The sequence below is a fragment of the Pseudomonas sichuanensis genome (assembly GCF_024749065.1).
Classification (GTDB): domain Bacteria; phylum Pseudomonadota; class Gammaproteobacteria; order Pseudomonadales; family Pseudomonadaceae; genus Aquipseudomonas; species Aquipseudomonas sichuanensis.
On sequence record NZ_CP087185.1, the window covers coordinates 5,072,920 to 5,096,829 of the forward strand.

Genomic DNA, 23,910 nt, shown 5'->3' on the forward strand with positions numbered 1-23,910 from the left:
TGGAGTCGGCGGCGTGGGAGCGGGCTTGCCCCGCGAAGAGGCCAGTACAGGCCAATCAATCAGCCGCGGGCGTTGTCGATGATCTCGATGTACTCAGGGGCGTTGCGCTGGTCGGCAATCACCTCGACGAACGTCTTGCCGTGCTCGTCCTTGCCATCCAGGTCGTAACCGGCCTCGAGGAAGAAACCGACATAACGCTCGAAATCGTCGATACGCAGGCCGCGGTAGCCTTTGATCAGCTTGTGGTGCGACGGCGAGGTGAGGCCATCGGCCGGCTCGAACTGCAGGAAGCTCTTGATGTACTCGTCGCTGATTTCGTCACCAATCACCTGTTTCTTGTCTTTACGCATCAAGGACTCCCACTGGACTGTCTAGGACATTTTCGAAGGCCGGCAGTGTACCCCTCGAATTGATCGTGCCTCAACGCGTACGTACGGTTCCGGTGTGCAGATCGGCCCAGACATGGCCGTTGCCGTAAGTGAGGAACTGCACGTAAAGGGTCTCGTTGCGCAGCAGGTCCATGATCACCCGGTAGTCGGCCATCGGGTAATTGAGGGTCAGGGTGCGGCGCTTGTCGTCATAAGCCGGCTTTTTCAGGCTCTTGCCGCCCTCGCCGTCGAAGTTGATCAGCACCTCGCCGATGGTCGAGCCCTTGCTCAAGGGCTTGCCCTTCAGGCGCATCTGCAACGAGGAGGTGATTGGGATGGGTTGCTGGTCGGACTGGCGCTGGGTGCCCACCACCACCGAATAGTCGGTGACCTGCAGCAGCTGCTGGCTGGTCGGTGCTTCCTGGCGCAGGGCGAGGTCGTCGGGGGGCAGGAACTGGCTGTGCAGCGGGGCAGCAGATAGCGGCAGGCTCACCGCCAACAGGAGAGGGACGAACGCACGCATGTGAGGCTCCTTGGCTTGAAGGGGCACTCTAGCATGGTCTGTTCGGCCGTAGCGGCCTGCTCAGCGAGGCCGCCTGGCCGCTCAGTCGAACTGCGCGCGCATCCAGGCCTGGTACTCGGCCACACCGGCCTCGCCTTCACGCGGCGCCCAGTGGGCAAGCTCGCCCTCGCCCACCGGGCGATAAGGGCCGGCCTTGCACTCGAACAGCATGCTGTCGGCTTGCAGCACCACCAACCCGTGATAGGTCCCCGGCGCCAGATCGACACCCAGGCAGTCGCCGCCCGCCTCCATCACACGTTTGTCGGTGACGGTACCCTGCTCATCGAAGATCAACAGGCCGATCCGCCCTTTGAGCACGATCAACGCCTCGGCCTTGTCCACGCTCAGGTGCCGGTGCGGCGGAATGTAGGTATCCGGTTGCAGGCCCACGGCCATGCGGTGGCAAGGCTCTTCCATGTCATGGAAGTTGTGGTGCTGGCGGCCACGCGGGTTGGCCGCTGACTGCGCTGCCAGCCCGGTGAACAACGCCTGATCGATAAACGCGGGCTGGCGCATGATTACAAGCCCTTGACGGCGAAGATGCCGTTGGCGTTGCGCCAGTAGCCCTTGTAGTCCATGCCATAGCCGAAGATGTAGCGATCGACGCACGGCAGGCCGACGTAGTTGGCTTTCAGGTCCGGGCTGGCCTTGCGGTCGTGATCCTTGTCGATCAGCACGGCGGTGTGCACCGAGCGGGCACCGGCATGCTTGCAGAACTCGATGATGGCGCTGAGGGTGTGGCCCTCGTCGAGGATGTCGTCGACGATCAATACGTCACGGTCAATGAACGACACCTCGGGCTTGGCCTTCCAGAACAGTTCACCGCCGCTGGTCTGGTTGCGGTAGCGGGTGGCGTGCAGGTACGACGCCTCCAACGGGAACTGCAGGTGGGTGAGCAGCTTGCCGGCGAAGATCAGGCCACCGTTCATCACGCAGAAAACCACCGGGTTCTTGTCATGCAGGTCCTTGCAGATCTGTTTGCCGACCTCGGCGATGGCGGCCTCGACCTCGGCTTCGTTGTACAGGCAATCAGCCTCGTGCATCACTTGACGGATATGCTCGAGATCGGCGGACATGGCGCTCTCCAGGGGGTGCGTTTTGGAAAAGCGGGCAAAGGTACGCATCCGCTCGTCCCAGATCAAGCCTTTATGGACTAACGTGCACAATGACCGCACGACAGTCAGGACTGAATAGATTAATCTAGCGCGGTTTTTTTGCCCGCCTTCCGGAGCCCCCCCTATGCCTACTCGTGAGATCCGCCATCCGCTGATCCGCCATAAGCTCGGCCTTATGCGCCGCGCCGATATCAGCACCAAGAATTTTCGCGAACTCGCCCAGGAAGTCGGCGCGCTGTTGACCTATGAAGCCACCCAGGACCTGCCACTCGAGACCTACGAGATCGACGGCTGGTGCGGCAAGGTGCAGGTCGAGAAAATCGCCGGCAAGAAGATCACCGTGGTGCCTATCCTGCGTGCCGGCATCGGCATGCTCGACGGCGTGCTCAGCCTTATCCCCGGCGCCAAAGTCAGTGCGGTGGGCGTTGCCCGCAACGAGGAAACCCTCGAAGCGCACACCTACCTTGAAAAGCTCGCACCGGACATCAACCAGCGCCTGGCCCTGATCATCGACCCGATGCTGGCCACCGGCGGCTCGATGGTCGCCACCATCGACCTGCTGAAGAAAGCCGGCTGCAAAGAGATCCGCGCCATGGTGCTGGTCGCGGCACCTGAAGGTATCGAAGTGGTGGAGAAAGCCCACCCGGATGTGAAGATCTACACCGCCTCGATCGACCAGCGCCTGAACGAACATGGCTACATCGTCCCCGGCCTGGGCGATGCCGGTGACAAGATCTTCGGCACCAAGCAGAAGGACGCCTGATCATGCAGGACGGCTTCAACGACCCGCTCTGGCGCCAGGTCGTCTCGGGCGCGCAGATGCTCTTCGTGGCATTCGGCGCGCTGGTGCTGATGCCGCTGATCACCGGCCTCGATCCTAACGTCGCGCTGTTTACCGCCGGCATCGGCACCTTGCTGTTCCAGCTGGTGACCGGTCGCCAGGTCCCGGTGTTCCTGGCATCGAGCTTTGCCTTCATCACCCCGATCATCCTCGCCAAGGGCCAGTTCGGCCTGGCCGAGACCATGGGCGGCGTGATGGCCGCAGGCTTCGTCTACACCTTCATGGGCCTGATGGTGAAGGTCAAAGGCACCGGCTTCATCGACCGCATGCTGCCGCCCGTGGTCATCGGCCCGGTGATCATCTCCATTGGCCTGGCCATGGCGCCGATTGCCGCCAACATGGCCATGGGCAAGGGCGGTGACGGCGCTGCGCTGATGCCGTACAAGACCGCGATGATGATCTCCATGCCGGCGCTGCTGACCACGCTGATCGTGGCGGTGTTCGGCAAAGGCATCTTCCGCCTGGTACCGATCATCTCCGGCGTGCTGGTGGGCTTTGCCCTGTCGTTCGCCTTTGGCGTGGTCGACACCGCCAAGATCGCCGCGGCCCCTTGGCTGGAACTGCCGAACTTTACCGCCCCGGCCTTCAACTGGCAGGCCATCCTGTTCATCGTTCCGGTCGCCCTGGCACCGGCCATCGAGCACATTGGCGGGGTAATCGCCGTCGGTAGCGTGACCGGCCGTGACTACCTGAAGAAGCCTGGCCTGCACCGCACCCTGCTGGGCGACGGCCTGGCGACCACCGCCGCCGGCCTGTTCGGTGGCCCGCCCAACACCACCTACGCCGAAGTGACCGGCGCGGTGATGCTGACCAAGAACTACAACCCGAAGATCATGACCTGGGCGGCGCTGTTCGCCATCACCCTGGCCTTCATCGGCAAGTTCGGCGCACTGCTGCAGAGCATCCCGGTACCGGTGATGGGGGGCATTCTGTGCCTGCTGTTCGGCTCGATCGCGGCGGTGGGCATGAACACCATGATCCGCCACAAGATCGACTTGGCCGAAGCACGCAACCTGGTGATCGTGTCGGTGACCCTGGTGTTCGGCATCGGCGGCGTACTGATCGGCAGCGGCGACGGCCCGGACGACTGGGGCCTGAAAGGTATCGCCCTTTGCGCCATTGTGGCCATTGCCCTGAACCTGATCCTGCCGGGCAACGATGGTTGGAAACACAAGAAGCTGGATGATCAGTTGCCTTGATTCGGCGCTAGCCTGATCTGGCCTCTTCGCGGGTAAACCCGCTCCCACAGGTTCGCTGAAAAACCTGTGGGAGCGGGTTTACCCGCGAAGAGGCCAGCCCAGGCAACCCAGGCCTCAGGCCTTCTCGCACATCCCCGCCAACACCTTCACCCACTCCGGGTGATCATTCAGGCACGGCACCAGCACCAGTTCCTTGCCTCCCGCCTCGATGAACTGCTCCTTGCCCCGATCGCCGATCTCTTCCAGCGTCTCGATGCAGTCAGCGACGAATGCCGGGCACATCACCAACAGCTTCTGCACCCCCGCCTTGCCCAGCTCATCCAGGCGCGTTTCGGTGTAGGGCTCGATCCACTTGGCGCGCCCCAGGCGCGACTGGAACGACACCGACCACTTGCCATCCGGGATACCCATCTTCTGCGCGAAAGCCTTGGCGGTGGCCAGGCACTGGCCGCGATAGCACACCGCGCGCATCTCGGCGCTGGCGCCAGCACAGCAATCGGCGGCCTGGAAATCGTGCTTGCCGGTAGGGTCGAGCTTCTTCAGATGGCGCTCGGGCAGGCCATGGAAGCTCAGCAGCAGGTGATCGTAACCCTGCTCCAGGTGCGGCCGGGCGCTGGCGACCAGCGCGTCGATGTAGTCGGGGTGGTCGTAGAACGGCTGCAGGATACGGGTCTGCAACGGCAGCTTGCGCTCGGCGATGGTCTGCTTGGCCAGCTCCACCACGGTGGTCACAGTGCTGTCGGCGAACTGTGGATAAAGCGGCGCCAGGGTCACCTTACGCACGCCCTGGGCAGCCAGGCGCTCAAGCACCTCGGGCAGCGCCGGCTGGCCATAGCGCATGGCGATCTCGACCGGGCCATGGGGCCAGTGGGCGGTCATCGCCTGTTGCAAGCGGCGGGTCAGCACCACCAGCGGCGAACCTTCGTCCCACCAGATCGAGGCGTAGGCATGGGCCGACTGCTCGGGGCGCTTGATCAGGATCAGCGACACCAGCAGGCGTCGCACCGGCCAGGGCAGGTCGATCACGTACGGGTCCATGAGGAACTGGTTGAGGTAACGGCGCACGTCGGCCACCGAGGTGGAGGCCGGCGAGCCCAGGTTGACCAGCAGCAGAGCGTGATCGGTCATGCAGCGTCCTATGTCAGAGGCGGCTGGACAGGTTGCCCAGCGCCGATTGCAGATCGTTGAAGCGGAACGTGAAGCCTGCCGCCAGCAGGCGCACCGGGCGGGCACGCTGGCCGCCAAGCAGCAGTGTGGATAACTCACCCAGCCCGGCCTTGAGCAGCACCGCCGGCATCGGCAGCAACGCCGGGCGATGCAGGGCACGCCCCAGTTGCCTGGCGAACTCGCGATTGCGCACCGGCTCCGGGGCGCAGGCATTATAGGGACCGCTGGCCTCCTTGTGCTGCAACAGAAAATCAATCAGGGCGACCTGATCGTCTATATGCACCCACGGCATCCACTGCCGGCCATCGCCCAGCGGCCCGCCCAGCCCCAGCTTGAACGGCAGGCGCAGGCGCGACAAAAAGCCGCCGTCGCTGGCCAGCACCAACCCCGTTCGCACCAGCACTACGCGGATGCCGAGGGCCTGGGCGCGCAAGGCGGTCTCCTCCCAGGCGATGCACAACTGGCTGGCAAAATCTTCCTTGACCGGCGCGGACGCCTCGGTCAGCTCGCGCTCGCCACCGTCGCCATACCACCCAACGGCAGAGCCGGATATCAGCACCTCGGGGCGTTGCTCGCGGCCCTCGAGCCAGGCCAGCAACTGCTCGGTGAGGGTGATCCGGCTGGCCCAGAGCAGGCTGCGTCGCCCGGCTGTCCAGGGCCGATCGGCGATCGGCGCGCCGGCCAGGTTGATCACCGCGTCCACGGCATCATCCGCGGCAATGTCCTCCAGCCGAGCGACACCGCGCACGTCGCTGCCGCAGCGTTTGGGCACCTGCGCGGGGGTACGGCTCCACACGGTCAGGCGGTGACCCTGCCCTCGCCACAGCTGGCAAAGGTGCTGGCCGATGAGGCCGGTACCGCCGGTCAGCAATATATGCATGACTGTGTCCTCAGAGTTGGCGGCCGTGGTCTATTTTTAAGATCAAGGCACTTTTTTGACCGAACGCTCTCGGATAAACATAGGCCAAGCTGCCCTATCGAGCGGAATAACCTTATACAAACATTGCGTATTGTACAGGTTTGCCTGGCAGCGTAGGCTGCGAACAGCGAGGTTCGAAGAGGCCATCATGACAGTACCTATTGCCATCATCGGTGCCGGCATCGCCGGTTTGTCCGCCGCCCAGGCCTTGCAGAAAGCCGGGCACACCGTCCATCTGTTCGACAAAGGCCACGGCAGCGGCGGGCGCATGGCCAGCAAACGCAGCGAGGCGGGTGCGCTTGACCTCGGTGCCCAATACTTCACCGCCCGCGACCGGCGTTTCGTCGAGCAGGTGCAACACTGGGTCGCCAGCGGCTGGGCCGAACAGTGGAAGCCACAGCTGTACAACTACCGCGATGGCGAACTCACCCCCTCCCCCGACGAACAGACCCGCTGGGTCGGCGTACCGCGCATGAGCGCCATTACCCGCGGCTTGCTCAAGGATGTCACGGTCAACTTCGGCTGCCGCATCGCCGAGGTGTTCCGCGGCAAGCACTACTGGCACCTGCAGGACACCGAAGGCTGCAGCCACGGCCCGTTCAGCCGGGTAGTCATCGCCGTGCCGGCGCCGCAGGCAACGCAACTGCTGACCGCCACCCCAAAGCTTGCCGCGGTCGCCGCAGGCGTGCAGATGGAGCCGACCTGGGCGATCGCCCTGGGCTTCGAAACCCCGCTCGATACCCCCATGCAAGGCTGCTTCGTACAAGACAACCCGCTCGACTGGCTTGCGCGCAACCGCAGCAAGCCCGGGCGCGAAGCGCACCTCGACACCTGGGTGCTGCACGCCACCTCCAGCTGGAGCAAGCAGCACATCGACCTGCCCAAGGAAGACGTGATCGAACAGCTGTGGGGCGAATTCGCCGAGCTGGTCGGTTGCGTGGTGCCTGCGCCGACCTTCGCCCTCGCCCACCGCTGGCTGTATGCCCGGCCAGCCGTGAACCATGAATGGGGCGCCCTGGCCGATGCCGACCTGGGCCTGTATGCCTGTGGCGACTGGTGCCTGTCCGGGCGCGTCGAAGGCGCCTGGCTCAGTGGCCAGGAGGCGGCTCGGCGGCTGCTGGAACACCTGGAATAACCGGACAGAAAATCTATACAAGAAATAATTCTTGTATAAGTTTTCAAATGTGCTGGAATTGCCTTGTACAAACCCTGCTGCCTGTACAAGTACTTCCGGAGCACACCATGAACCTTCCCTCCCCGAGCGCTAAGCCACGCCTGGCCATCAGCGCCTGCCTCACCGGCCTCAACGTGCGCTACAACGCCGGGCACAAGCACTCCGACCTGTGCCATGAGCTGCTCGATGAGCACTTCGAATGGGTGACCGTGTGCCCGGAAGTCGCCATCGGCCTGGGCGTGCCTCGCGAGCCGATCCGCCTGGTCGGCGACCCGGAGCACCCTGCCGTCACCGGCACCCGCGACAGCAGCACCGATTTTTCCGGCCCGCTGCGTGCCTACGGCCAACAGATGGCCAGCGAACTCGACGATATCTGCGGCTACATCTTCATGCAGAAATCGCCCTCCTGCGGGCTCGAGCGGGTCAAGGTGTACCAGGAGAACGGCTACCCGGCCAGCCAGGGCGGGCGTGGCGCCTACGCCGCCGCCTTCTGCGCCAACCGCCCGGACCTGCCGGTGGAAGAAGAAGGCCGCCTGCACGACCCGGTGCTGCGCGAGAACTTCATCAGCCGCGTGTATGCCTACGCCGACTGGCAGCAGGTGCTGCAGGGCGGCCTCAGCCGTGGCGCGCTGATCCGTTTCCACGCCCGCTACAAGTACCTGTTGATGGCCCATAACCCGCAGGCGTATCGAAGCCTGGGCAAGCTGCTCGGCAGCATGACCCGCGACCACGACCCCGAACAATTCGGCCGCGCTTATTTCAGCCAGCTGATGCAGGCCCTGCGCCGCTGCGCCAGCCGCGGCACCCATGGCAACGTGCTGCAGCACCTGAGCGGTTACCTGCGCAACGACCTCGACCAGGCCGACAAGGCCGAGCTGCAGCAGATCATCGGCCAGTACCAGCAAGGCGTGGTGCCGCTGGTGGTGCCCTTGACCCTGCTCAAACACCACCTGCGTTGCCACCCCGACCCCTATCTTTTGCAGCAGGCCTACCTGCAACCCCACCCTGAACGCCTCGGGCTGCGCAATGCCATCTGAAGCCCTGCTGCCGATTGGCGAAGTCGCCCGGCTGACCGGCGTCAACCCGGTCACCCTGCGCGCCTGGGAGCGCCGTTACGGGTTGATCAAGCCGCAACGCACAGCCAAGGGCCACCGCCTTTATCCACAGGACCAGGTGCAACGCGTGCAGGCAGTGCTGCGCTGGCTCGAACGCGGCGCGGCGGTAAGCCAGGTGCGCGCACTGCTGGACAACGCGGCAGATGCCAGCACCCCGGTCGAGGGCGAATGGGGTGAGCGCATCGAGCAACTGATCCAGGCTATCGCCCAGCTGGCGCAACGCCCACTCGACCAACTGCTGAATCAGGCCATGGCCCTGTATCCGGCCGTCACGGTGTGCGAACGCCTGTTGCTGCCGCTGCTCGACGCGCTTGCCCTGCGCTGGCAAACACACTTCGACGCGGGCCTGGAGCAAGCGTTCTTCAACACCTGGCTGCGCAGCAAGCTGGGCGCCCGGGTGTACCACGACAGCCATTCCCTGGCGGGGGCTTGCGTACTGCTGGCACGCACCGACGACACCCCCTTCGATGCCGAATTCTGGCTCTGCGCCTGGCTGCTCAGCAGCAGTGGCCAGCCGCTGGAGATCCTCGAATGGCCGGTGGAACCCCGCCAATTGCGCCAAGCCGTCGAGCTGCTGCAGCCACGCGCGCTGCTGCTCTACCTCGGCCGGCGCCCGGACCTCGCCGCCCTCGGCCGCACCCTGCAGGAGGTAAACGGCGCAAAACTGCTGGGCGGCCGCAGCATCAGCCTGCATCAGGCCGAACTGCATGCCCTGGGCCTGCCCGGCCTGCAGCTGTTCGACAGCCCACAGGCCGCCTTGCACCGCCTTCAACACTCAACAGGCCGCTAAACCCATGCAATTGATCTGGCTGCGCAGCGACCTGCGCATCGACGACAACACCGCCCTCTCGGCCGCCTGCCAGCGCGGCCCCACCGTGGCCCTGTGGATCGCCAGCCCCGGGCAGTGGCAAAGCCACGACGACGCCGCCTGCAAGGTCGACTTCTGGCTGCGCAACCTGCTCCAGCTGCGCCAGTCGCTGCAAGCCCTGAACATCCCGCTGCTGATCCGCCATACCGACAGCTGGGCCGAGGTGCCTGAAGCGGTACTCGAGGTGTGCCGCCAGCACAACATCGAGGCCGTGCACTGGAACGACGAGTACGGCGTCAACGAAGCCCGACGCGACCAGGCCACCGCACGGCTGCTGGAACAGGCCGGGATCGGTGCCCATGGCCATCTCGACCAGTTGCTGTTCAAGCCCGGCAGCGTGCTCACCCGCAGCGGCCACTACTTCCAGGTGTTCAGCCAGTTCAAACGGGTCTGCCTGGAGCACCTGCACCGCAGCCTGCCCGCCCGCGCCCCGCGTGTTCAGCGCCAAGGCGCCCTGGACATCGCCAGCGACCCCATCCCTGCGCACATCGAAGGCTTCGACAGCACACCCGCGGCCCTGCGCGAGCACTGGCCGGCCGGCGAGGACGAGGCGCACCAGCGCCTGGCGCGCTTCCTCGACGAATGTGTCGAAGACTACCCACAACAGCGCGACCTGCCCCCCGTGGCCGGCACCAGCCAACTTTCACCCTACCTGGCCGCGGGGGTGATCTCGCCGCGTCAGTGCCTGCATGCCGCCCTGGCCAGCAACCAGGGTGAGTTCGACAGCGGCAATGCCGGCGTGCAGACCTGGGTCAACGAACTGCTCTGGCGGGAGTTCTACAAACACATCCTGGTGGGGTATCCACAGGTGTCCCGGCACCGCGCCTTCCGTGCCCACACCGAGGCCCTGCCCTGGCGCAACGCACCTGAAGACCTGCAAGCCTGGAAAGAAGGCCGCACCGGTTTCCCGATCATCGATGCCGCCATGCGCCAGCTGCTGCACACCGGCTGGATGCACAACCGCCTGCGCATGATCGTGGCCATGTTCCTCAGCAAGAACCTGCTGATCGACTGGCGCGAGGGGGAACGCCATTTCATGCGCCACCTGATCGACGGCGACCTGGCCGCCAACAACGGCGGCTGGCAGTGGAGTGCCTCGACGGGCACGGACGCGGTGCCCTACTTCCGCATCTTCAACCCGGTCACCCAATCACAACGCTTCGATTCCAAAGGCGTTTTCATACGCCACTGGTTGCCTGAGTTGCGGCAGAGGGATGATAAATACATTCATTCCCCGGTGAAATCTGCCGACCTATTTGCTACAAATTACTACACCAGTCCGATCGTCGATCTCGAAAGCAGTCGCCAGCGTGCATTGGACGCCTTCAAGGGTTTGTCCACCTGGCAGAATCAGAGGGAAACCATTTGAGTACTACTCGCAGTTTCTGGGTAACGGGGGCTACCAACGGACTTGGTCTGGCCCTGGTGGAACGATTGCTCGACCTGGGGCAACGGGTCGCCGCAAGCAGCAGGGACTGCGAGCAACTCCAAACTTTGAGCGAACAGGTGCTTTGCCTTCCTGGCCAGTTACAGGAGGTAGGCCAGGCCGATACCGCCAGCCAGCAGCTGCAGGCGCGGTGGGGTGCGCTCGACACCTTGATCATCAACGCCGGCAGCTGCGACTACCTGGCCGACGACGTGACGGGCACCGACCTGTTCGAGATGATCGTCGCCAGCAACCTGCGCGCCGCCGAGCACTGCCTGGCGGCGGCCCTGCCCTTGCTCGCCAAGGGTGACAAACCGCAGGTGATGGTGGTCCTGAGCCGCTATTCGGCGTCACAACTGTTCGAGCCAAACCAACGGCCCAGCGGTCTCAACAGCCTGCCAAGGTGGCTGCGCAACCAACGCGCAACCCTGAAGACGTTGGGCGTGGACCTGACGATCGTCGCGCCACAGTCGTTGAAAACCCCGGTCACCTTGGCCCAGGCCATCCCGGAACCCTGGACCGCACAGACCGCAGCCAACGAATTGCTGGCACGCCTGGAACAGCGCCAACCTGAACTGGTGCTTGAGGCGCTGAGCCTGAACAGCCTCTGGCCGTTACCAGGCTGAACCGCTTCGCCGACAGGCCAAGGCGTTAGGCTTTGTATGAAAAATTTCGTGGGAGCGGCGGTGCGCCGATGCGACTTGCCCCGCGATGGAGTGCGAAGCGCTCCTGTACCCAATTTCGGGCTTTACTGCCGCGTTGCGGCAGATCGCGGGGCAAGCCCGCTCCCACGATGTTGGAAGCAGGGCTCAGTTCTACAACGGCATGCGGTAATGCAGGGCGTAGCTTTCCACCCCGTCGTTGGGCTGCTTGAACCCGGCATTGGAATAGTGGGTGGCGCGAATCCCCAGCTCATGCCCGCCCGCGAAGCGCAGGCCAAAGCCGATACGGTCCTCGAACTGGAATGACGAGCCCAACTGATTGTCTTCAAGTTCGGTGCTGGAGAATGCCGCTACACCAATCCCCGCCTCGATGTAGGGCTTGATCGACTCGCCCGCGAACTCATAGACGAACACCGGCGCGAACGACAGGCTGTGGTTGCTGGCGGTCTTGTCACCCTGCCAATAGCTGTAGGCGCCATCCCAGTAGCCCGTCAGGCGCCCGACCCCGGTTTGCCACCAGCTGGCGTCCCAGTTCGACTGCAAGCCCAGCCGATAGACCCAGGTCGAGTCCCCCGTCTGCCCCACCGAAAACGAAATGTCAGCAGCCTGCACAGCCACTGCCTGCCCCAGAGAAACGGCGGCAACGGCCGCCAAGACGCCCAGTTTGCGCATGCGCACCCCCTACTTCCTGATGGTGTTTGCTGTGTTTGCCCGCCATGCAGGCAGAGCGGTAGAAATCGACGGCGAAACGATAGTTCCAACGGCGATTGACGCCCTTCACACTTTTTATAAAGGGAAGCTTTGCACGCAGTCAGACTTATGCCACAGCAACGGCAGGATTTTTTTCAGGGTGGCCGGGTCGGCACTGCTCCAGAACCGGGTGGGCTGCGCCGGCCCCTCGGCGAGCAAGCCGCGCACCGCCAGCAGGCGCTGGAGCTGGCGTGCCACGGCGGCACCGGTGTCGATGATCGCCACGTCTGCCGGGACCATCTGCGCCAGCAGCGGGCGCAGGAAGGGGTAGTGGGTGCAACCCAGGATCAAGGTATCGCAGCCCGCCTCGAGCAACGGCTGCACATAGCCCGCCAGCAATTGGCGCAAGACCGGGCTGGCCAGGTCGCCGGCCTCGATGCACTCCACCAACCCCGGGCAAGGCCGGGTGATCACCTGCACATCGCTGGCGAAACGGTCGAGCAAGGCAGCGAACTTGGCGCTCTGCAGCGTGCCGGTGGTGGCCAGCACGCCGACCACGCCAGAGCGGGTTGCCGCCGCCGCCGGCTTGACCGCCGGCTCCATGCCCACCAGCGGCCAGTCGGGGTACAGCTCGCGCAGGTCGGCGACCGCCGCCACGGTGGCGGTATTGCAGGCCAGGACCATCGCCTTGGCACCCTGCTCGCGGAAGAACCCGGCGATATGACGCAGGCGCTGGCGAATGTAGTCGGGGGACTTTTCGCCATAGGGGACGTGGCCGCTGTCGGCCACATACAGCAGCGATTCATTGGGCAACAGGCGCTGGATTTCGGCGAGCACCGACAAACCGCCGACCCCCGAATCCATCACGCCGACCGGCGCCAGCCCTTCAGCCATGGCGGGTAGCGCACACGGCGCAGGCTGGGTCGCGCTTGACCCGCAGTTCGCGCATGCGGGTGCCCAGCGCATCGATCAACAGCAGGCGCCCCACCAGCGGCTCACCGAAGCCCGCCAGCAATTTCAGGGCTTCCAGTGCTTGCAGGCTGCCGACCAACCCAACCAGCGGGCCCAGCACGCCGGCTTCGCTGCAGGTCAGCTCGGCCTCGCTGCCATGGCCGTACAGGCAGTGGTAGCAGGGGCTGGTGTCGCGCCGCGTATCGAACACCGACAGCTGGCCTTCGAGGCGGATCGCCGCGCCGCTGACCAACGGCTTGCCGGCCGCGACACAGGCGGCATTGACGGCCTCCCGGGTGCCGAAGTTGTCGGAGCAGTCCAGCACCACGTCCACCGCCGCCACCGCGGCGGCCAGCGAATCTTCATCCAGCGCCTGGCGATGGGCGACCAGGGTGATTTCCGGGTTGATCGCCTGCAGGCGCTTGATCGCCGAATCCACCTTGCTCATGCCGACACTGTCGCTGTCGTGGATGACCTGGCGCTGCAGGTTGGTGAGGTCGACGGTGTCGAAATCGGCCAGGTGCAATTGGCCGACGCCGGCGGCGGCCAGGTACAGCGCCACCGGCGAGCCCAGGCCGCCAAGGCCGATCACCAGCGCCTTGCCGTGCTTCAAGCGCAGCTGGCCGTCGATGTCCACTTGCGACAGCAAAATCTGCCGGCTGTAACGCAACAGTTCCAGGTCGCTCAGCATGGCAGGCGCCCCAGGCTGATGCGCTCGTGGCCACCCAGGTCGACACGGCTGGCGACCTCGATGAAGCCGCTGGCCGCCAGCAGTTCGCGCACCGCCGGGGCCTGGTCGTAGCCATGTTCGAGCAGCAGCCAGCCGCCAGGCAGCAAGTGCTGCGGCGCCTGGGCGACGATCACCCGCAGGTCGTCCAGGCCATCTTCGCCTGCCACCAGGGCACTGCTGGGCTCGAAGCGTACATCGCCGGCAACCAGGTGCGGGTCGGCGGCGCGAATGTAGGGGGGGTTGCTGAGGATCAGGTCGAAGCGCTCACCGACCAGTGCATCGAACCAATGGCTGGCGCGAATCTGCGCATTGCCCAGGCCCAGGCGCTGACGGTTGCGCTCGGCCAGCGCCACGGCTTCATCGACACGGTCCACCGCCGTCACCTGCCAGGCCGGGCACTCGCTGGCCAGGGCCAGGGCGATGGCGCCGGTGCCGGTGCCCAGGTCCAGCACCCGGGCAGGCGAGGCCGGGACCAGCTCAAGGGCGGTCTCCACCAGCAGCTCGGTGTCCGGGCGTGGGATCAGGGTGTGCGGCGCCACTTCCAGGTCGAGCTTCCAGAAGCCTTGCTGGCCCAGGATGTAGGCCACCGGCTCACCCGCGCGACGGCGCTCGATAAAACCGGCGAACGCCTCGGCGGCCTCGCTGCTGACGATGCGCTCGGGCCAGGTGTGCAGGTAGCTGCGCGACTTGCCCAGGGCCGCGGCCAAAAGCAGCTCGGCGTCCAGGCGCTCGGTAGGCGACTCCGGCAACTGCGCGTTGCGCAGCAGGCTGGCAATGATGGTCATCAATCCCCCAGGGCGGCCAGCTGATCGGCCTGATACTCGGCCAGCAGCGGCTCGATCACCGCGTCCACACCGCCGGCGAGGATATCGTCGAGGGAGTAGAGGGTGAGGTTGATGCGGTGGTCGGTCACCCGGCCCTGTGGATAATTGTAGGTGCGGATGCGCTCGGACCGGTCGCCCGAACCGACCAGCAGCTTGCGCTCGCTGGCAATGGCGTTCTGCGCGGCGCTGGTCTGCATGTCGTTGAGCTTGGCCGACAGCCAGGACATCGCCCGCGCACGGTTCTTGTGCTGCGAACGCTCTTCCTGGCATTCGACCACGATGCCGGTCGGCAAGTGGGTGATACGGATCGCCGAGTCGGTCTTGTTGACGTGCTGGCCGCCGGCGCCAGAGGCGCGGTAGGTGTCCACGCGCAGGTCGGCCGGGTTGATCTCGATCGCCACCTGCTCATCGGGCTCGGGCAGCACGGCCACGGTGCAGGCCGAGGTGTGGATGCGGCCTTGCGACTCGGTCTCGGGCACACGCTGCACGCGGTGGGCGCCGGACTCGAACTTCAGCTTGCCGTACACACTGTCGCCTTCAACCCGGGCGATGATCTCTTTGTAGCCGCCGTGCTCGCCTTCGTTCTCGGAGAGAATCTCCAGGCGCCAGCCGCGTTTCTCGGCATAGCGCGAGTACATGCGGAACAGGTCGCCAGAGAAGATCGCCGCCTCGTCACCGCCGGTGCCGGCGCGGATTTCCAGGAACACGTTGCGCCCGTCGTTGGGGTCCTTGGGCAGCAGCATGCGCTGCAGGTTCGACTCAAGGCCAACCAACTGCTCCTTGGCCTCGCGCACTTCCTCGACGGCCATTTCGCGCAGGTCGGGGTCGGCGTCCTTGAGCAGTGCCTGGGCGCCTTCGAGGTCATCCTGGACCTTGCGCCACTCTTTATAGGCGGCGATCACCGGCTCGACTTCGGCGTATTCGCGGGAATAGGCACGGAAGCGGGTCTGGTCGGAAATGACTTCGGCATCACCCAGCAGCGCGGTGAGTTCCTCGAAGCGGTCCTGGAGCGTGTCCAGTTTGTTCAGCAGCGACGCTTTCATTGCGGGGTTTTGTCCGTCGAGCCCTCATGGAGGGCGAAGAGTTCCTGGGCCATGGCCAGTGCATCGAGGCGGCCTTCGGCAGAGAGCTTTTTCAGTTGCACGCTGGGCGCGTGCAGGAGTTTGTTGGTCAGCCCCCGGGCCAGTTGCGCCAGTACCTCTTCGGGGTTGCCGCCGTTGGCCAGCAGGCGCTGGGCCTTTTGCAGCTCTTCGTCGCGCAGGCGCTCGCTTTGTTGGCGATAGGCCTTGAGCACATCCACCGCGGCCAGCTCGCGCAGGCGCACCATGAAATCGTCGGCGCCGGCCGACACCAGCTCTTCGGCGGCCTGGGCCGCGCCCTGGCGGCTCTTGAGGTTTTCCGCGACCACATCGTGCAGGTCGTCGACGGTGTAGAGGTAGACGTCATCCAGGTCGCCGACCTGCGGCTCGATGTCACGCGGCACCGCGATGTCGACCATGAAGATCGGCTTGTGCCGGCGCTGCTTCAGCGCGCTTTCCACCGCCCCCTTGCCCAGGATCGGCAACTGGCTGGCGGTGGAGCTGATGACGATGTCGCTGTTGGCCAGCTCCTGCGGGATATCCGCCAGCAGCACGGCGTGGGCGCCGAACTGCTCGGCCAGCATGCTGGCGCGCTCGAGGGTGCGGTTGGCCACGACGATGCGGCGCACGCCCTGCTCGTGCAGGTGGCGGGCGACCAGGGTGATGGTTTCGCCAGCACCAATCAGCAGCGCCTGGCTGCGCCCCAGGTCGGAGAAGATCTGCTTGGCCAGGCTGACCGCGGCAAAGGCCACCGACACCGGGTTCTCGCCGATGGCGGTGTCGGTGCGCACCTGCTTGGCGGCGCTGAAGGTGGCCTGGAACAGCCGCCCGAGCAGCGGGCCGACGGTGCCGGCCTCGCGGGCCACGGCGTAGGCCGACTTCATCTGGCCGAGGATCTGCGGTTCGCCCAGCACCAGCGAGTCGAGGCCCGAAGCCACCCGCATCATGTGCCGCACCGCGTCGTGCTCTTCGTGCACATAAGCGCTGGCGCGCAGTTCATCGAGGCTCAGCTGGTGATAGTCGGCCAGCCATTGCAGCACCGCGTCGGCGCCGAGCTGGTCTTGCTCTATATAGAGTTCGCTGCGGTTGCAGGTGGACAGGATCGCCGCCTCGCGGCTGGCGGTCAGTCGGCAGAGCTGCTGCAGGGCATCCACCAGCTGCTCTGGGGTAAACGCCACGCGCTCGCGTACGTCTACCGAGGCAGTCTTATGGTTGATACCAAGTGCAAGAAAGGCCATGCAAGGTCGCTGGTTGGGACGTGAAGCCGATAATTGTCCTACTTCGCAGGTTTTAGAACAACCACCGTTCGCTATTGTGGCGATAGGCAGGCGGTGGCGAGGGTGGGTATCGACAGGGTCGAAGGCGAAGGCTCCCACGCTCAGGCGACTTTTTGCGGGGTTGTGGGCGGTAAATGGGAATGGGAAGAATCAGATTAAGCACCTTTCCTGTAGTCCATTTCCCAAACATACTGCCAGGTCCTTTCAAGCCATTGCGGTGGTCTGGGTTGGCCTCTAGTCTCGGGCGGTCGCTGCGAAAACAGTGATCGGCTTTGACAGGCCGTCCTAGGTTTATTCCCATGGCTTGCCTTTATGGCGGCTGTACGTGGGGCACTTCGTGTGCGCCGGGTCTTGGGATACCTACCGGTCTGTCAACCCATGTACAGCTGCCACCTTCTTGTTTGACAGCAGGCGTGTTGCGGCCCTTCCCAGGTACCCCAAAATGCTAAAGATCGTCCCCGATCCACCCCACAATCATCATTCCCTTGAAGACACCCTGATCCAGGCCACGGAGTACGCCCTGTGCGCGCAGGCTGTGGCGCATCAGGCCATTTCGATCCAGCCCAAGTCGCCCGCGTCGATTTTGATCATGGCGTTAATGCATGAGATCGAGGCGCTGCGGGTGCTGCTCGAGTCGGCATTGATCCAGGTGCAGATGCCGCAGATGGAGCGCCAGGCGTTCCACTAGGCCGTTGGTCATGTGTCGCCTGGGCTGGCGCTATCGCGGGGCAAGCCCGCTCCCACGCAACCCAGCCCGCAGCGTTATACCTGCGTGGGAGCGGGCTTGACCCGCGATAGGGCCAGCCCAGGCACCATCATTTCAGGGAGAGTGAGCAATGAACACAGACGACACCACGCCCCGCACCACTGCGGGCAAAACCAAGTTCTACCAAGGCGAAGGCATGACCGCCCCGCTGTTCTGCATTGAACCCGGCATCCCCTGCCAGCACGCCCGTGACCAGGCATCGGAGCTGATGGGCTGCGTACGCGACCTGACCATCGCCGGGATCATGGAAGAGAAACCCCAACTGCTTTGGGCGTCGTACTACCTGAGCGCGCTGGCCAAGGCGCTGATGGATGATGCCGAGTTAGGGATGAGGCACTGAGTGGTGCTGTGCCAGGGAGTCGGCGTGTCGGCGCCCTGGCAATTGGGTTGAGCGATGCGCGCACCTAATGTGCTTGGGCCCGCCTCTGATCACCCGGTACAGATGTCTCTAGGTCATCCATCAATCCCTGATCACGAAAACTGGAACGTCATCAGGCCACATTTGCCTGGTCTGCACTGCTTGTGGAAGTCAGTGCTCAAAAATACGTAAACCACGCCATCGGAAAAGACCCCTGGCGCCTCGGCAAGACCCACATCGAAATCATCGCCATTGACCATCAAGTGGCATGCGTGTCCTTCAATCTGTTCGCAATCCTGCAGCCAGGCAATGTGTTGGCTCACGCGGGACTTGAAGTGCCCGCAAGGTTCAGCCTCATCCGTGATGTCCAACTGGATCAGGCGCGCGGGCGAGAGTGAATCATGGCCGCCACTGCTAGCGATGCCGCTGTTATCGTGAAGAAGCACCACGGAGGCATTGCCCGCTTCGCTTGTCAGTGTTTCCCAGTGCAGGTATGTGTCTTCCTGATCGTAAGGCGTAAAAAACGACAACCAACCCTCGCAACCTTCTTCAATCCACGCGGCCGGGATCGTCATCAGATGTAACTGCGGTTCACCTCTTGTGTCCACAGGCCAATGCTGATCATCAGGCAGCAAACAGCTACCACCACTATGTGGCTCAGTATTTTCGGACAGTGTTTCTTTGAATTTCAGTACCTTCATCGTAACTGCTCCAATGCCAACCCGAACTCGCCCGACCATTTTGACCAGCCGCTTATTTCGGCCAACTACAGAGGACAAACATCTCTTGAATCACTCTCATCTAAAGAAATAAACTCAACACCTAACACGCCATGGCGCTCCGCTATTTCTTTGAAGTCTTCAGTACAGTAGAGTGTATCAATGTAGGGGGACAACCCACCAATCCTGAATAATGCACTATCAGTAGACCGAAGCTCTAAACGTTCAAAAGATTCGATCCAGCCATATTCATCGCACGTCATCTTTGATGTTGACTCAATCACTTCATCGCACGGGTAGGTCTTGAAGACCGCCGCATAGTAGCTGACTGGATTTTCCGCTCCCCCATCAACGATGAATTTGACTTTCTCCACATCGACAAATTTAACTCCCACCTCCAAGCAAGCGAGATAAAATTTCGCATTGATCGCATATAGGCCTCTTGCAAGTCTGCGAGCTCCGAAATAATACTTTTTGGATTCCCCTACAAGAACCATTCCCGACGGCATTTTCTCATGCGGAACTGTACCTGTAGCATTCGCATACCAGGGGAAATATCCATACTGTACCTCACCCCAGTTCTCATATGCCTTATCAAAAAGAGCTGCATCCAGTAGACCCAAGTGCGAACCCGCGTCTTTTTTTTGACTAATCACATAGAATTTCATTCCCCCTCCCGGAAAACCTGGAATCGTTGTTCTGATTTGAGCTGCACACACTCAATGTGCTTCAGATGCCTGGCTTATCAACATCTGAGGCATTCGCTTTATGGCCTGAGATTCGACATTTCCTGCAACAGCCGACCGACAAGGTCGCAGAACACCATTCAACGCCCCAACAAGAATTACTTTTCCAGTAATACTGGAAGGGTAATTTCAAGCTGATATTTATCATATAAAATGGCCGCCATAAAATTTCGACAAGCCCTAATAGTTAATTAAACCCTCTTACCTGTTAAATACTGCCAGCAGCCATCCAAACACCAATCCTTAAGGAACGACATCCAAGAAATCATCGTAATCAGCGTAGTAATTCAAACACCTCACCAATGCTTCATCACTGACTTTAGGATCTTGCGAAACAGCCAAATCGATAACATCCTGGAAGTGATCTCGAATATAGCAAAATTCATAATCGGCATCTTGGACTTTTTTCGGCAAAACCTCATTATCGTCATCATCATACGACGGAGTCTCACCAACAAAAATATCTTGCCCTAAAGCCAAATTCTCCACGCCCAACTTATTATAGATGGCATAAATATAGTCCCTATCCGCCCTGTTTTTCACAAGGCCAATAAGATCTTCCAACCTATAAACCTCATTGAGTTCAAATTTTCGCATGACGGGCTATCCTGTAAGTCATAGTGCATCCTAGGGCCTCAAGAGGGGGATGCGCTCGAGAAGGACGTAACCATGGCACAGCCCGCACGTCTCCGCGAAACCGCAGCCAAGTTCGCGTTGGAGTTTGACCTGCTCCAACTGGCTCCAACCGTTACCGGCCTTAGGCCGGCCTCAGAAGTGTGCTTCCGAGTGATATTGCAGACGGAGCCCTAGGACGAGCTGTAGTCGACCTTGAGTTTGTCGTCCCGATAGCTAACTAACCGGTCGTAATGCGCTGGCTCTTGGTGACATGGCGATTACAGCTGAACAAAGCAGTTGCAATACGAAATATTTTTAGTACAAGAAACCATGAATAGCCGTCAAACTAGTTGCACCCACCACCACCTGTAAAACAATGAGCCTAACTGTCTAGCCACCAGTCCAACAACGTATCATCATCAAGATCATTGAAATTCTTATATATATTCGAATAGTACCATTCAATACCTGCCTCCCCCTTGAACTTATTAAATACCTCCCTAATTCTATCCCGCCCACTTCTCGCTGGAACACTAAACGCCAAATTTCCTCGGTATACGCCATCAAGCGTACCACCCAGCGAGTTATTCACTTCAGCCTCAAGCCTTGAAATCGTGTCCGCATCAATATGCTCCGCATACAAATTAATACAGAAATTACCCCCTCTTTTTATAACCACAGCAGGGGAGTCTGGATCTTCAATGCTAATCAGATCCCCCCTTGCAAGGTTAAGGGCGAGCCCTGGAGATGACAAAAGCTCATAGACATGCTCGCCTTTTCGAAGAGCAGGAAGTTCTTCATATACTGGGCTTTTTTTTGCTCGAAACAAACACCCTGATAACACAAAAATCTTCTTTACCTTCCATGAACAACTTCAAAACCCCCTCATTCAACACAGAACAGCCCTTCTGTCACACAACCACTATTCCCAGCACTCAAATTGCAAGACACCCCTTCCAAAACAGTATTACATGCTGCCAAATCCCCTTCCCTGGATGTGGAAACATTTGCATGACCTATCTGCTCCCTCTAACCTCCCTCCCATTAAATTAGAAAACTAAAACCACGAAAATCACTAGCGGCCTTAAACCCAAACACTTAATCAAGGCGAGTGAAGCAATGAGCACCTCAAAACACTCAAAAGTCCCACCCTCCCATGAAGCAACTTCTAAGGTCTACCCAAGCTGCAGAAAGAAGCCACGCTCTGCTTCTGACTGCCCCATCAAAAACTCATCACTTAGAAGCAAATACCCCATACCATCCGACAACACCCCCTTATTCTTTGGGATGGACAAATCCAAGTCTCCACCATAAATTGAAACTCGTCTTCTTGCACCAGCCAACCCCAAAGCCCCTTGTAGCCAGGCATCAACACCATCAATCTTAGAGGCGAGATTTTCGTCGTCATCATCCTCATCAGATAGTGAAATCACAAACCTTCCACATTTTTCAATTTTCCCTTCAGCCTCGTTCCGAAGCTTGGATCCTTTATCATAAATCAGTACAACCGCCTGAGACTTACCGCTATTCATCCGAAGTTTTCGATAGTGGCCAACATCGCTAGGCTCATATGGGATAAAAACTGAAATCCAGCTAGACGATTCCTCGCCCGCTAACCAGTTGCTAGGAAAGGCGATCAGATGTACCAAAGCGGCCCCATCTTCTGACTTCGGCCATGGTATAGATTCTGGCAACCATACTCCTCCTCCAACGTAACCATCATCTCCCAAAGAGGCGTCCGAAGAAAAAACCAATTCCTTAAACATCTCAACTCACCTAGCAACAGAAATTTAGTGTTTTTAGATATTGCTCAGACTGCTTTCTTAGTGGCGCGCCACCTAGCCTCACGCGCCTCCGGGCTATTCTGGATTACCCACACAACCAAATCATATCGCCTTCTGTTTCTCCCACCTCTCAGAACTTTCACGCCAAGCGTAAATGGCATCAACCCTTGGATCTTCACCTTCGAAAACCATAGAATATCGACGGCGCGAAACTATATCTTTCTCATTATATGTTTCAATATACACCTTCTTCCCAACCTGAGTTTCCGTCCCCTCAACAATCAACTGCGCATACTCTGGAGGACGGGCTGTACCCATAGTGCTTAAACGCGCTTGTGCAGTCGTCGCCAGAGCGGAGGAGCTTAAATGCTTCTCGAATATCCCCAGCAATTTTTCTCTATTGTCTTGTATCAAGCGCAATCGACCTTCTTGATCGCCAGGCATTTCTCTCTGGTGGGCACGCCTTTTAGACCCAAACGAAGTCTCCCATTCAAGCATGTCCTCAATAAAGCATCGCAACCGTTCAATTGACTCCATTTCAACCACCCCTAACCACACTCGCAGGAACAAGGGTTTTCAAATGCTCGCGATTTTGTCACGCCATTAATCCTAGTTTAATAAAGTATGTCCGGTGCGACTCAGAACCAGGGGTGGCTAGGGCGATACTGGCAGAGCTCAACACAACCCTTGCCAGCCGCCAATAGTTCAATCAAACCGCAACCTAAATTTTAAGCAGCTCTTGAAACCAAACCCACCCTTATTAAATAGCAACAACACTAAGCATTCCAGACTCAAGACCCTATGTACCTATACTTTAAATCACACTTATCAGCATCAATCGAAAACTCGACATGCAAGATCGCCTCTCCTACTTTGCCGTCAATGAGCAACACACATTCCACACCCAAACAGCCATCACTCATAGGATAGAAATCGATCAGACTCCGTCCTCCAAGCAGGACATACCCAGCATCTGCCAAGGTCGCAATTGATAGCTTTACTTCTGGACCATAATAGTCGTCAATCGACTCATATATTTCATCAATCACAGAGCAATTTATAGAAAACTCTCGCTGCAACACGGAGGAATTCCTGGTCGAAATGCCTTCTACGAAACGCTCTAGCTTGTTGTAAGCCAACTGTTCTACAGACTTCATATTTTCCGTTGCTTCATATTCTTTAAATTGCCTACATATGTGTAATCAAGCGGTCTTGGGCAGATCCTTTTGGTGCTTGGCTGTGCTGCCGCGCGGCTCGGCAGTGAGCAGCGCGGCCTGCTGTGCGTCGTGTCGGTAGGTTTTCAGAACAATGACGCTGACACGGAATGCCTGGTTAAATTCTCTTGACCTGGGACCAAACAATGGAATCCATAGGTTGAATTGTAATGCCGTGCAAGTCTTTCGCAGAGTCAGCAAAACGTTCAGAACATATCAAAGTACCACTTCCTGCGTGCAGCCCTTTGAAACGAAAAAGATCGAGACCAACCTCCCTATCCATCACAAGTTTCTTGATTCTAAAAATCAAACCATCCTCTTCTATGAAAGCAGACTCGGGGGCTGCATAGTCTCGAACATCCAGGCCACCGAGATAAGCCGCGCTGTATTTCTTTTCTGATATTTTTTTCCCATCCCTGGCAACAACTTCAATAGAAGCGAAGTCTTCGACACAGGTGGTAAAACTATTACAGACACGCAGAAACTCATCACTCACCACATAGAATCCTGCCACGCCCCTAATATCAAACGAATAGCTTTTATCCTTTGATATCAGCACCATACCTGCCGGGAACGGCTTATGCTCTCTAGATGCTCTACGCTCGGCGTACCAAGAAAAAAATCCATACTCCACATTTTCACTATTTTCATAGTATTTATCATACAGGGCCGCATTCAAAAAACCTAACGGAGCCCCCGGTGCTTCCGCTTGCGAAATAACAAAATATTTCATCCTGCCAC

General features: G+C 60.4%; 29 protein-coding genes. 9 read left to right on the forward strand and 20 right to left on the reverse strand.

Annotated features, from left to right (window positions below):
- Positions 1-59: 59 nt before the first annotated feature.
- The 4 genes from LOY51_RS22840 to LOY51_RS22855 form a co-directional block, all read right to left on the reverse strand.
- Positions 60-350 (reverse strand): PA4642 family protein, encoded by a 291-nt coding sequence (locus tag LOY51_RS22840; RefSeq protein ID WP_110994788.1) that lies wholly within the window; start codon positions 348-350, stop codon positions 60-62.
- 70 nt (positions 351-420) lie between these two features.
- Positions 421-891, reverse strand: a complete 471-nt coding sequence (locus LOY51_RS22845; protein ID WP_125465521.1) for a hypothetical protein — start codon at positions 889-891, stop codon at positions 421-423.
- Positions 892-972: 81 nt separating this feature from the next.
- Positions 973-1,446, reverse strand: coding sequence for a WbuC family cupin fold metalloprotein (locus LOY51_RS22850; RefSeq protein ID WP_125860339.1), 474 nt, complete (start codon positions 1,444-1,446; stop codon positions 973-975).
- Between the two features lie 2 nt (positions 1,447-1,448).
- On the reverse strand, positions 1,449-2,006 hold the full coding sequence (locus LOY51_RS22855) for a hypoxanthine-guanine phosphoribosyltransferase (RefSeq protein WP_125465523.1): 558 nt from the start codon (positions 2,004-2,006) through the stop codon (positions 1,449-1,451).
- 163 nt (positions 2,007-2,169) lie between these two features.
- Between LOY51_RS22855 and upp the strand changes: the two genes are divergently transcribed.
- Together upp and LOY51_RS22865 are read left to right on the forward strand one after the other, a co-directional pair.
- Entirely contained in the window at positions 2,170-2,808 is a 639-nt protein-coding gene (upp, locus tag LOY51_RS22860; RefSeq protein WP_110994785.1) for a uracil phosphoribosyltransferase, read from the forward strand.
- Between the two features lie 2 nt (positions 2,809-2,810).
- Positions 2,811-4,085 (forward strand): uracil-xanthine permease family protein, encoded by a 1,275-nt coding sequence (locus tag LOY51_RS22865; RefSeq protein WP_110994784.1) that lies wholly within the window; start codon positions 2,811-2,813, stop codon positions 4,083-4,085.
- 114 nt (positions 4,086-4,199) lie between these two features.
- On the opposite strand, the gene hemH is transcribed toward LOY51_RS22865, so the two are convergent.
- Both hemH and LOY51_RS22875 read right to left on the reverse strand, forming a co-directional pair.
- Positions 4,200-5,213, reverse strand: coding sequence for a ferrochelatase (gene hemH / locus LOY51_RS22870; protein WP_125860341.1), 1,014 nt, complete (start codon positions 5,211-5,213; stop codon positions 4,200-4,202).
- 13 nt (positions 5,214-5,226) lie between these two features.
- On the reverse strand, positions 5,227-6,132 hold the full coding sequence (locus LOY51_RS22875; RefSeq protein WP_258643189.1) for a TIGR01777 family oxidoreductase: 906 nt from the start codon (positions 6,130-6,132) through the stop codon (positions 5,227-5,229).
- Positions 6,133-6,319: 187 nt separating this feature from the next.
- Here LOY51_RS22875 and LOY51_RS22880 point away from each other — a divergent pair, with 187 nt between their 5' ends.
- From LOY51_RS22880 to LOY51_RS22900, 5 genes are all read left to right on the forward strand, one after another.
- Positions 6,320-7,306: an NAD(P)/FAD-dependent oxidoreductase gene (locus LOY51_RS22880; protein ID WP_125465526.1), complete on the forward strand. Its 987-nt coding sequence runs from the start codon at positions 6,320-6,322 to the stop codon at positions 7,304-7,306.
- Positions 7,307-7,413: 107 nt separating this feature from the next.
- Positions 7,414-8,382, forward strand: a complete 969-nt coding sequence (locus LOY51_RS22885) for a YbgA family protein (protein WP_125860345.1) — start codon at positions 7,414-7,416, stop codon at positions 8,380-8,382.
- The gene (locus tag LOY51_RS22890) at positions 8,372-9,250 is read left to right on the forward strand and encodes a MerR family transcriptional regulator (RefSeq protein ID WP_258643191.1); all 879 of its coding nucleotides are present in this window, start codon (positions 8,372-8,374) and stop codon (positions 9,248-9,250) included. The genes LOY51_RS22885 and LOY51_RS22890 overlap by 11 nt, the downstream gene beginning before the upstream one ends.
- A gap of 4 nt (positions 9,251-9,254) precedes the next feature.
- Positions 9,255-10,697, forward strand: a complete 1,443-nt coding sequence (gene phrB, locus LOY51_RS22895) for a deoxyribodipyrimidine photo-lyase (RefSeq protein WP_258643193.1) — start codon at positions 9,255-9,257, stop codon at positions 10,695-10,697.
- On the forward strand, positions 10,694-11,380 hold the full coding sequence (locus LOY51_RS22900) for an SDR family NAD(P)-dependent oxidoreductase (RefSeq protein ID WP_258643195.1): 687 nt from the start codon (positions 10,694-10,696) through the stop codon (positions 11,378-11,380). The genes phrB and LOY51_RS22900 overlap by 4 nt, the downstream gene beginning before the upstream one ends.
- Positions 11,381-11,569: 189 nt before the next feature.
- Here the strand turns inward: LOY51_RS22900 and LOY51_RS22905 are convergent, their stop codons facing one another.
- The 6 genes from LOY51_RS22905 to hemA form a co-directional block, all read right to left on the reverse strand.
- Positions 11,570-12,088: an acyloxyacyl hydrolase gene (locus LOY51_RS22905; protein WP_258646707.1), complete on the reverse strand. Its 519-nt coding sequence runs from the start codon at positions 12,086-12,088 to the stop codon at positions 11,570-11,572.
- A 114-nt stretch (positions 12,089-12,202) separates the two neighbouring features.
- Positions 12,203-13,000 (reverse strand): glutamate racemase, encoded by a 798-nt coding sequence (gene murI / locus LOY51_RS22910; RefSeq protein WP_125465531.1) that lies wholly within the window; start codon positions 12,998-13,000, stop codon positions 12,203-12,205.
- Complete coding sequence (locus tag LOY51_RS22915) at positions 12,993-13,748, reverse strand: molybdopterin-synthase adenylyltransferase MoeB (protein ID WP_258643197.1); 756 nt, start codon at positions 13,746-13,748, stop codon at positions 12,993-12,995. Before LOY51_RS22915 ends, murI begins: the two co-directional genes overlap by 8 nt.
- A complete protein-coding gene (gene prmC, locus LOY51_RS22920) occupies positions 13,742-14,572 on the reverse strand; it encodes a peptide chain release factor N(5)-glutamine methyltransferase (protein WP_258643199.1) in 831 nt (276 codons plus the stop codon). The genes LOY51_RS22915 and prmC overlap by 7 nt, the downstream gene beginning before the upstream one ends.
- Complete coding sequence (gene prfA / locus LOY51_RS22925) at positions 14,572-15,654, reverse strand: peptide chain release factor 1 (RefSeq protein ID WP_110994772.1); 1,083 nt, start codon at positions 15,652-15,654, stop codon at positions 14,572-14,574. Before prfA ends, prmC begins: the two co-directional genes overlap by 1 nt.
- Positions 15,651-16,928 (reverse strand): glutamyl-tRNA reductase, encoded by a 1,278-nt coding sequence (hemA, locus tag LOY51_RS22930; protein ID WP_110994771.1) that lies wholly within the window; start codon positions 16,926-16,928, stop codon positions 15,651-15,653. The genes prfA and hemA overlap by 4 nt, the downstream gene beginning before the upstream one ends.
- 481 nt (positions 16,929-17,409) lie before the next feature.
- On the opposite strand from hemA, the gene LOY51_RS22935 reads away from it, so the two are divergent.
- Both LOY51_RS22935 and LOY51_RS22940 read left to right on the forward strand, forming a co-directional pair.
- Positions 17,410-17,655: a hypothetical protein gene (locus LOY51_RS22935; protein WP_258643203.1), complete on the forward strand. Its 246-nt coding sequence runs from the start codon at positions 17,410-17,412 to the stop codon at positions 17,653-17,655.
- 148 nt (positions 17,656-17,803) lie between these two features.
- Positions 17,804-18,073, forward strand: a complete 270-nt coding sequence (locus tag LOY51_RS22940; RefSeq protein WP_110994769.1) for a DUF3077 domain-containing protein — start codon at positions 17,804-17,806, stop codon at positions 18,071-18,073.
- Positions 18,074-18,204: 131 nt separating this feature from the next.
- On the opposite strand, the gene LOY51_RS22945 is transcribed toward LOY51_RS22940, so the two are convergent.
- From LOY51_RS22945 to LOY51_RS22980, 8 genes are all read right to left on the reverse strand, one after another.
- Complete coding sequence (locus LOY51_RS22945; protein WP_258643205.1) at positions 18,205-18,792, reverse strand: DUF1963 domain-containing protein; 588 nt, start codon at positions 18,790-18,792, stop codon at positions 18,205-18,207.
- A 65-nt stretch (positions 18,793-18,857) separates the two neighbouring features.
- Positions 18,858-19,478: a hypothetical protein gene (locus LOY51_RS22950; RefSeq protein WP_258643207.1), complete on the reverse strand. Its 621-nt coding sequence runs from the start codon at positions 19,476-19,478 to the stop codon at positions 18,858-18,860.
- Between the two features lie 321 nt (positions 19,479-19,799).
- Positions 19,800-20,153 carry a DUF7716 domain-containing protein gene (locus LOY51_RS22955; protein ID WP_258643208.1) on the reverse strand — a complete coding sequence of 118 codons (354 nt, stop codon included), beginning with the start codon at positions 20,151-20,153 and terminating at the stop codon, positions 19,800-19,802.
- A 400-nt stretch (positions 20,154-20,553) separates the two neighbouring features.
- The gene (locus tag LOY51_RS22960; protein ID WP_258643210.1) at positions 20,554-21,000 is read right to left on the reverse strand and encodes a DUF4265 domain-containing protein; all 447 of its coding nucleotides are present in this window, start codon (positions 20,998-21,000) and stop codon (positions 20,554-20,556) included.
- A gap of 346 nt (positions 21,001-21,346) precedes the next feature.
- The gene (locus LOY51_RS22965) at positions 21,347-21,937 is read right to left on the reverse strand and encodes a hypothetical protein (protein WP_258643212.1); all 591 of its coding nucleotides are present in this window, start codon (positions 21,935-21,937) and stop codon (positions 21,347-21,349) included.
- Positions 21,938-22,057: 120 nt separating this feature from the next.
- On the reverse strand, positions 22,058-22,492 hold the full coding sequence (locus LOY51_RS22970; protein WP_258643214.1) for a hypothetical protein: 435 nt from the start codon (positions 22,490-22,492) through the stop codon (positions 22,058-22,060).
- A gap of 254 nt (positions 22,493-22,746) precedes the next feature.
- On the reverse strand, positions 22,747-23,112 hold the full coding sequence (locus LOY51_RS22975; RefSeq protein WP_258643217.1) for a hypothetical protein: 366 nt from the start codon (positions 23,110-23,112) through the stop codon (positions 22,747-22,749).
- Positions 23,113-23,287: 175 nt separating this feature from the next.
- Positions 23,288-23,902 (reverse strand): Imm43 family immunity protein, encoded by a 615-nt coding sequence (locus LOY51_RS22980; protein ID WP_258643220.1) that lies wholly within the window; start codon positions 23,900-23,902, stop codon positions 23,288-23,290.
- Positions 23,903-23,910: the final 8 nt, after the last annotated feature.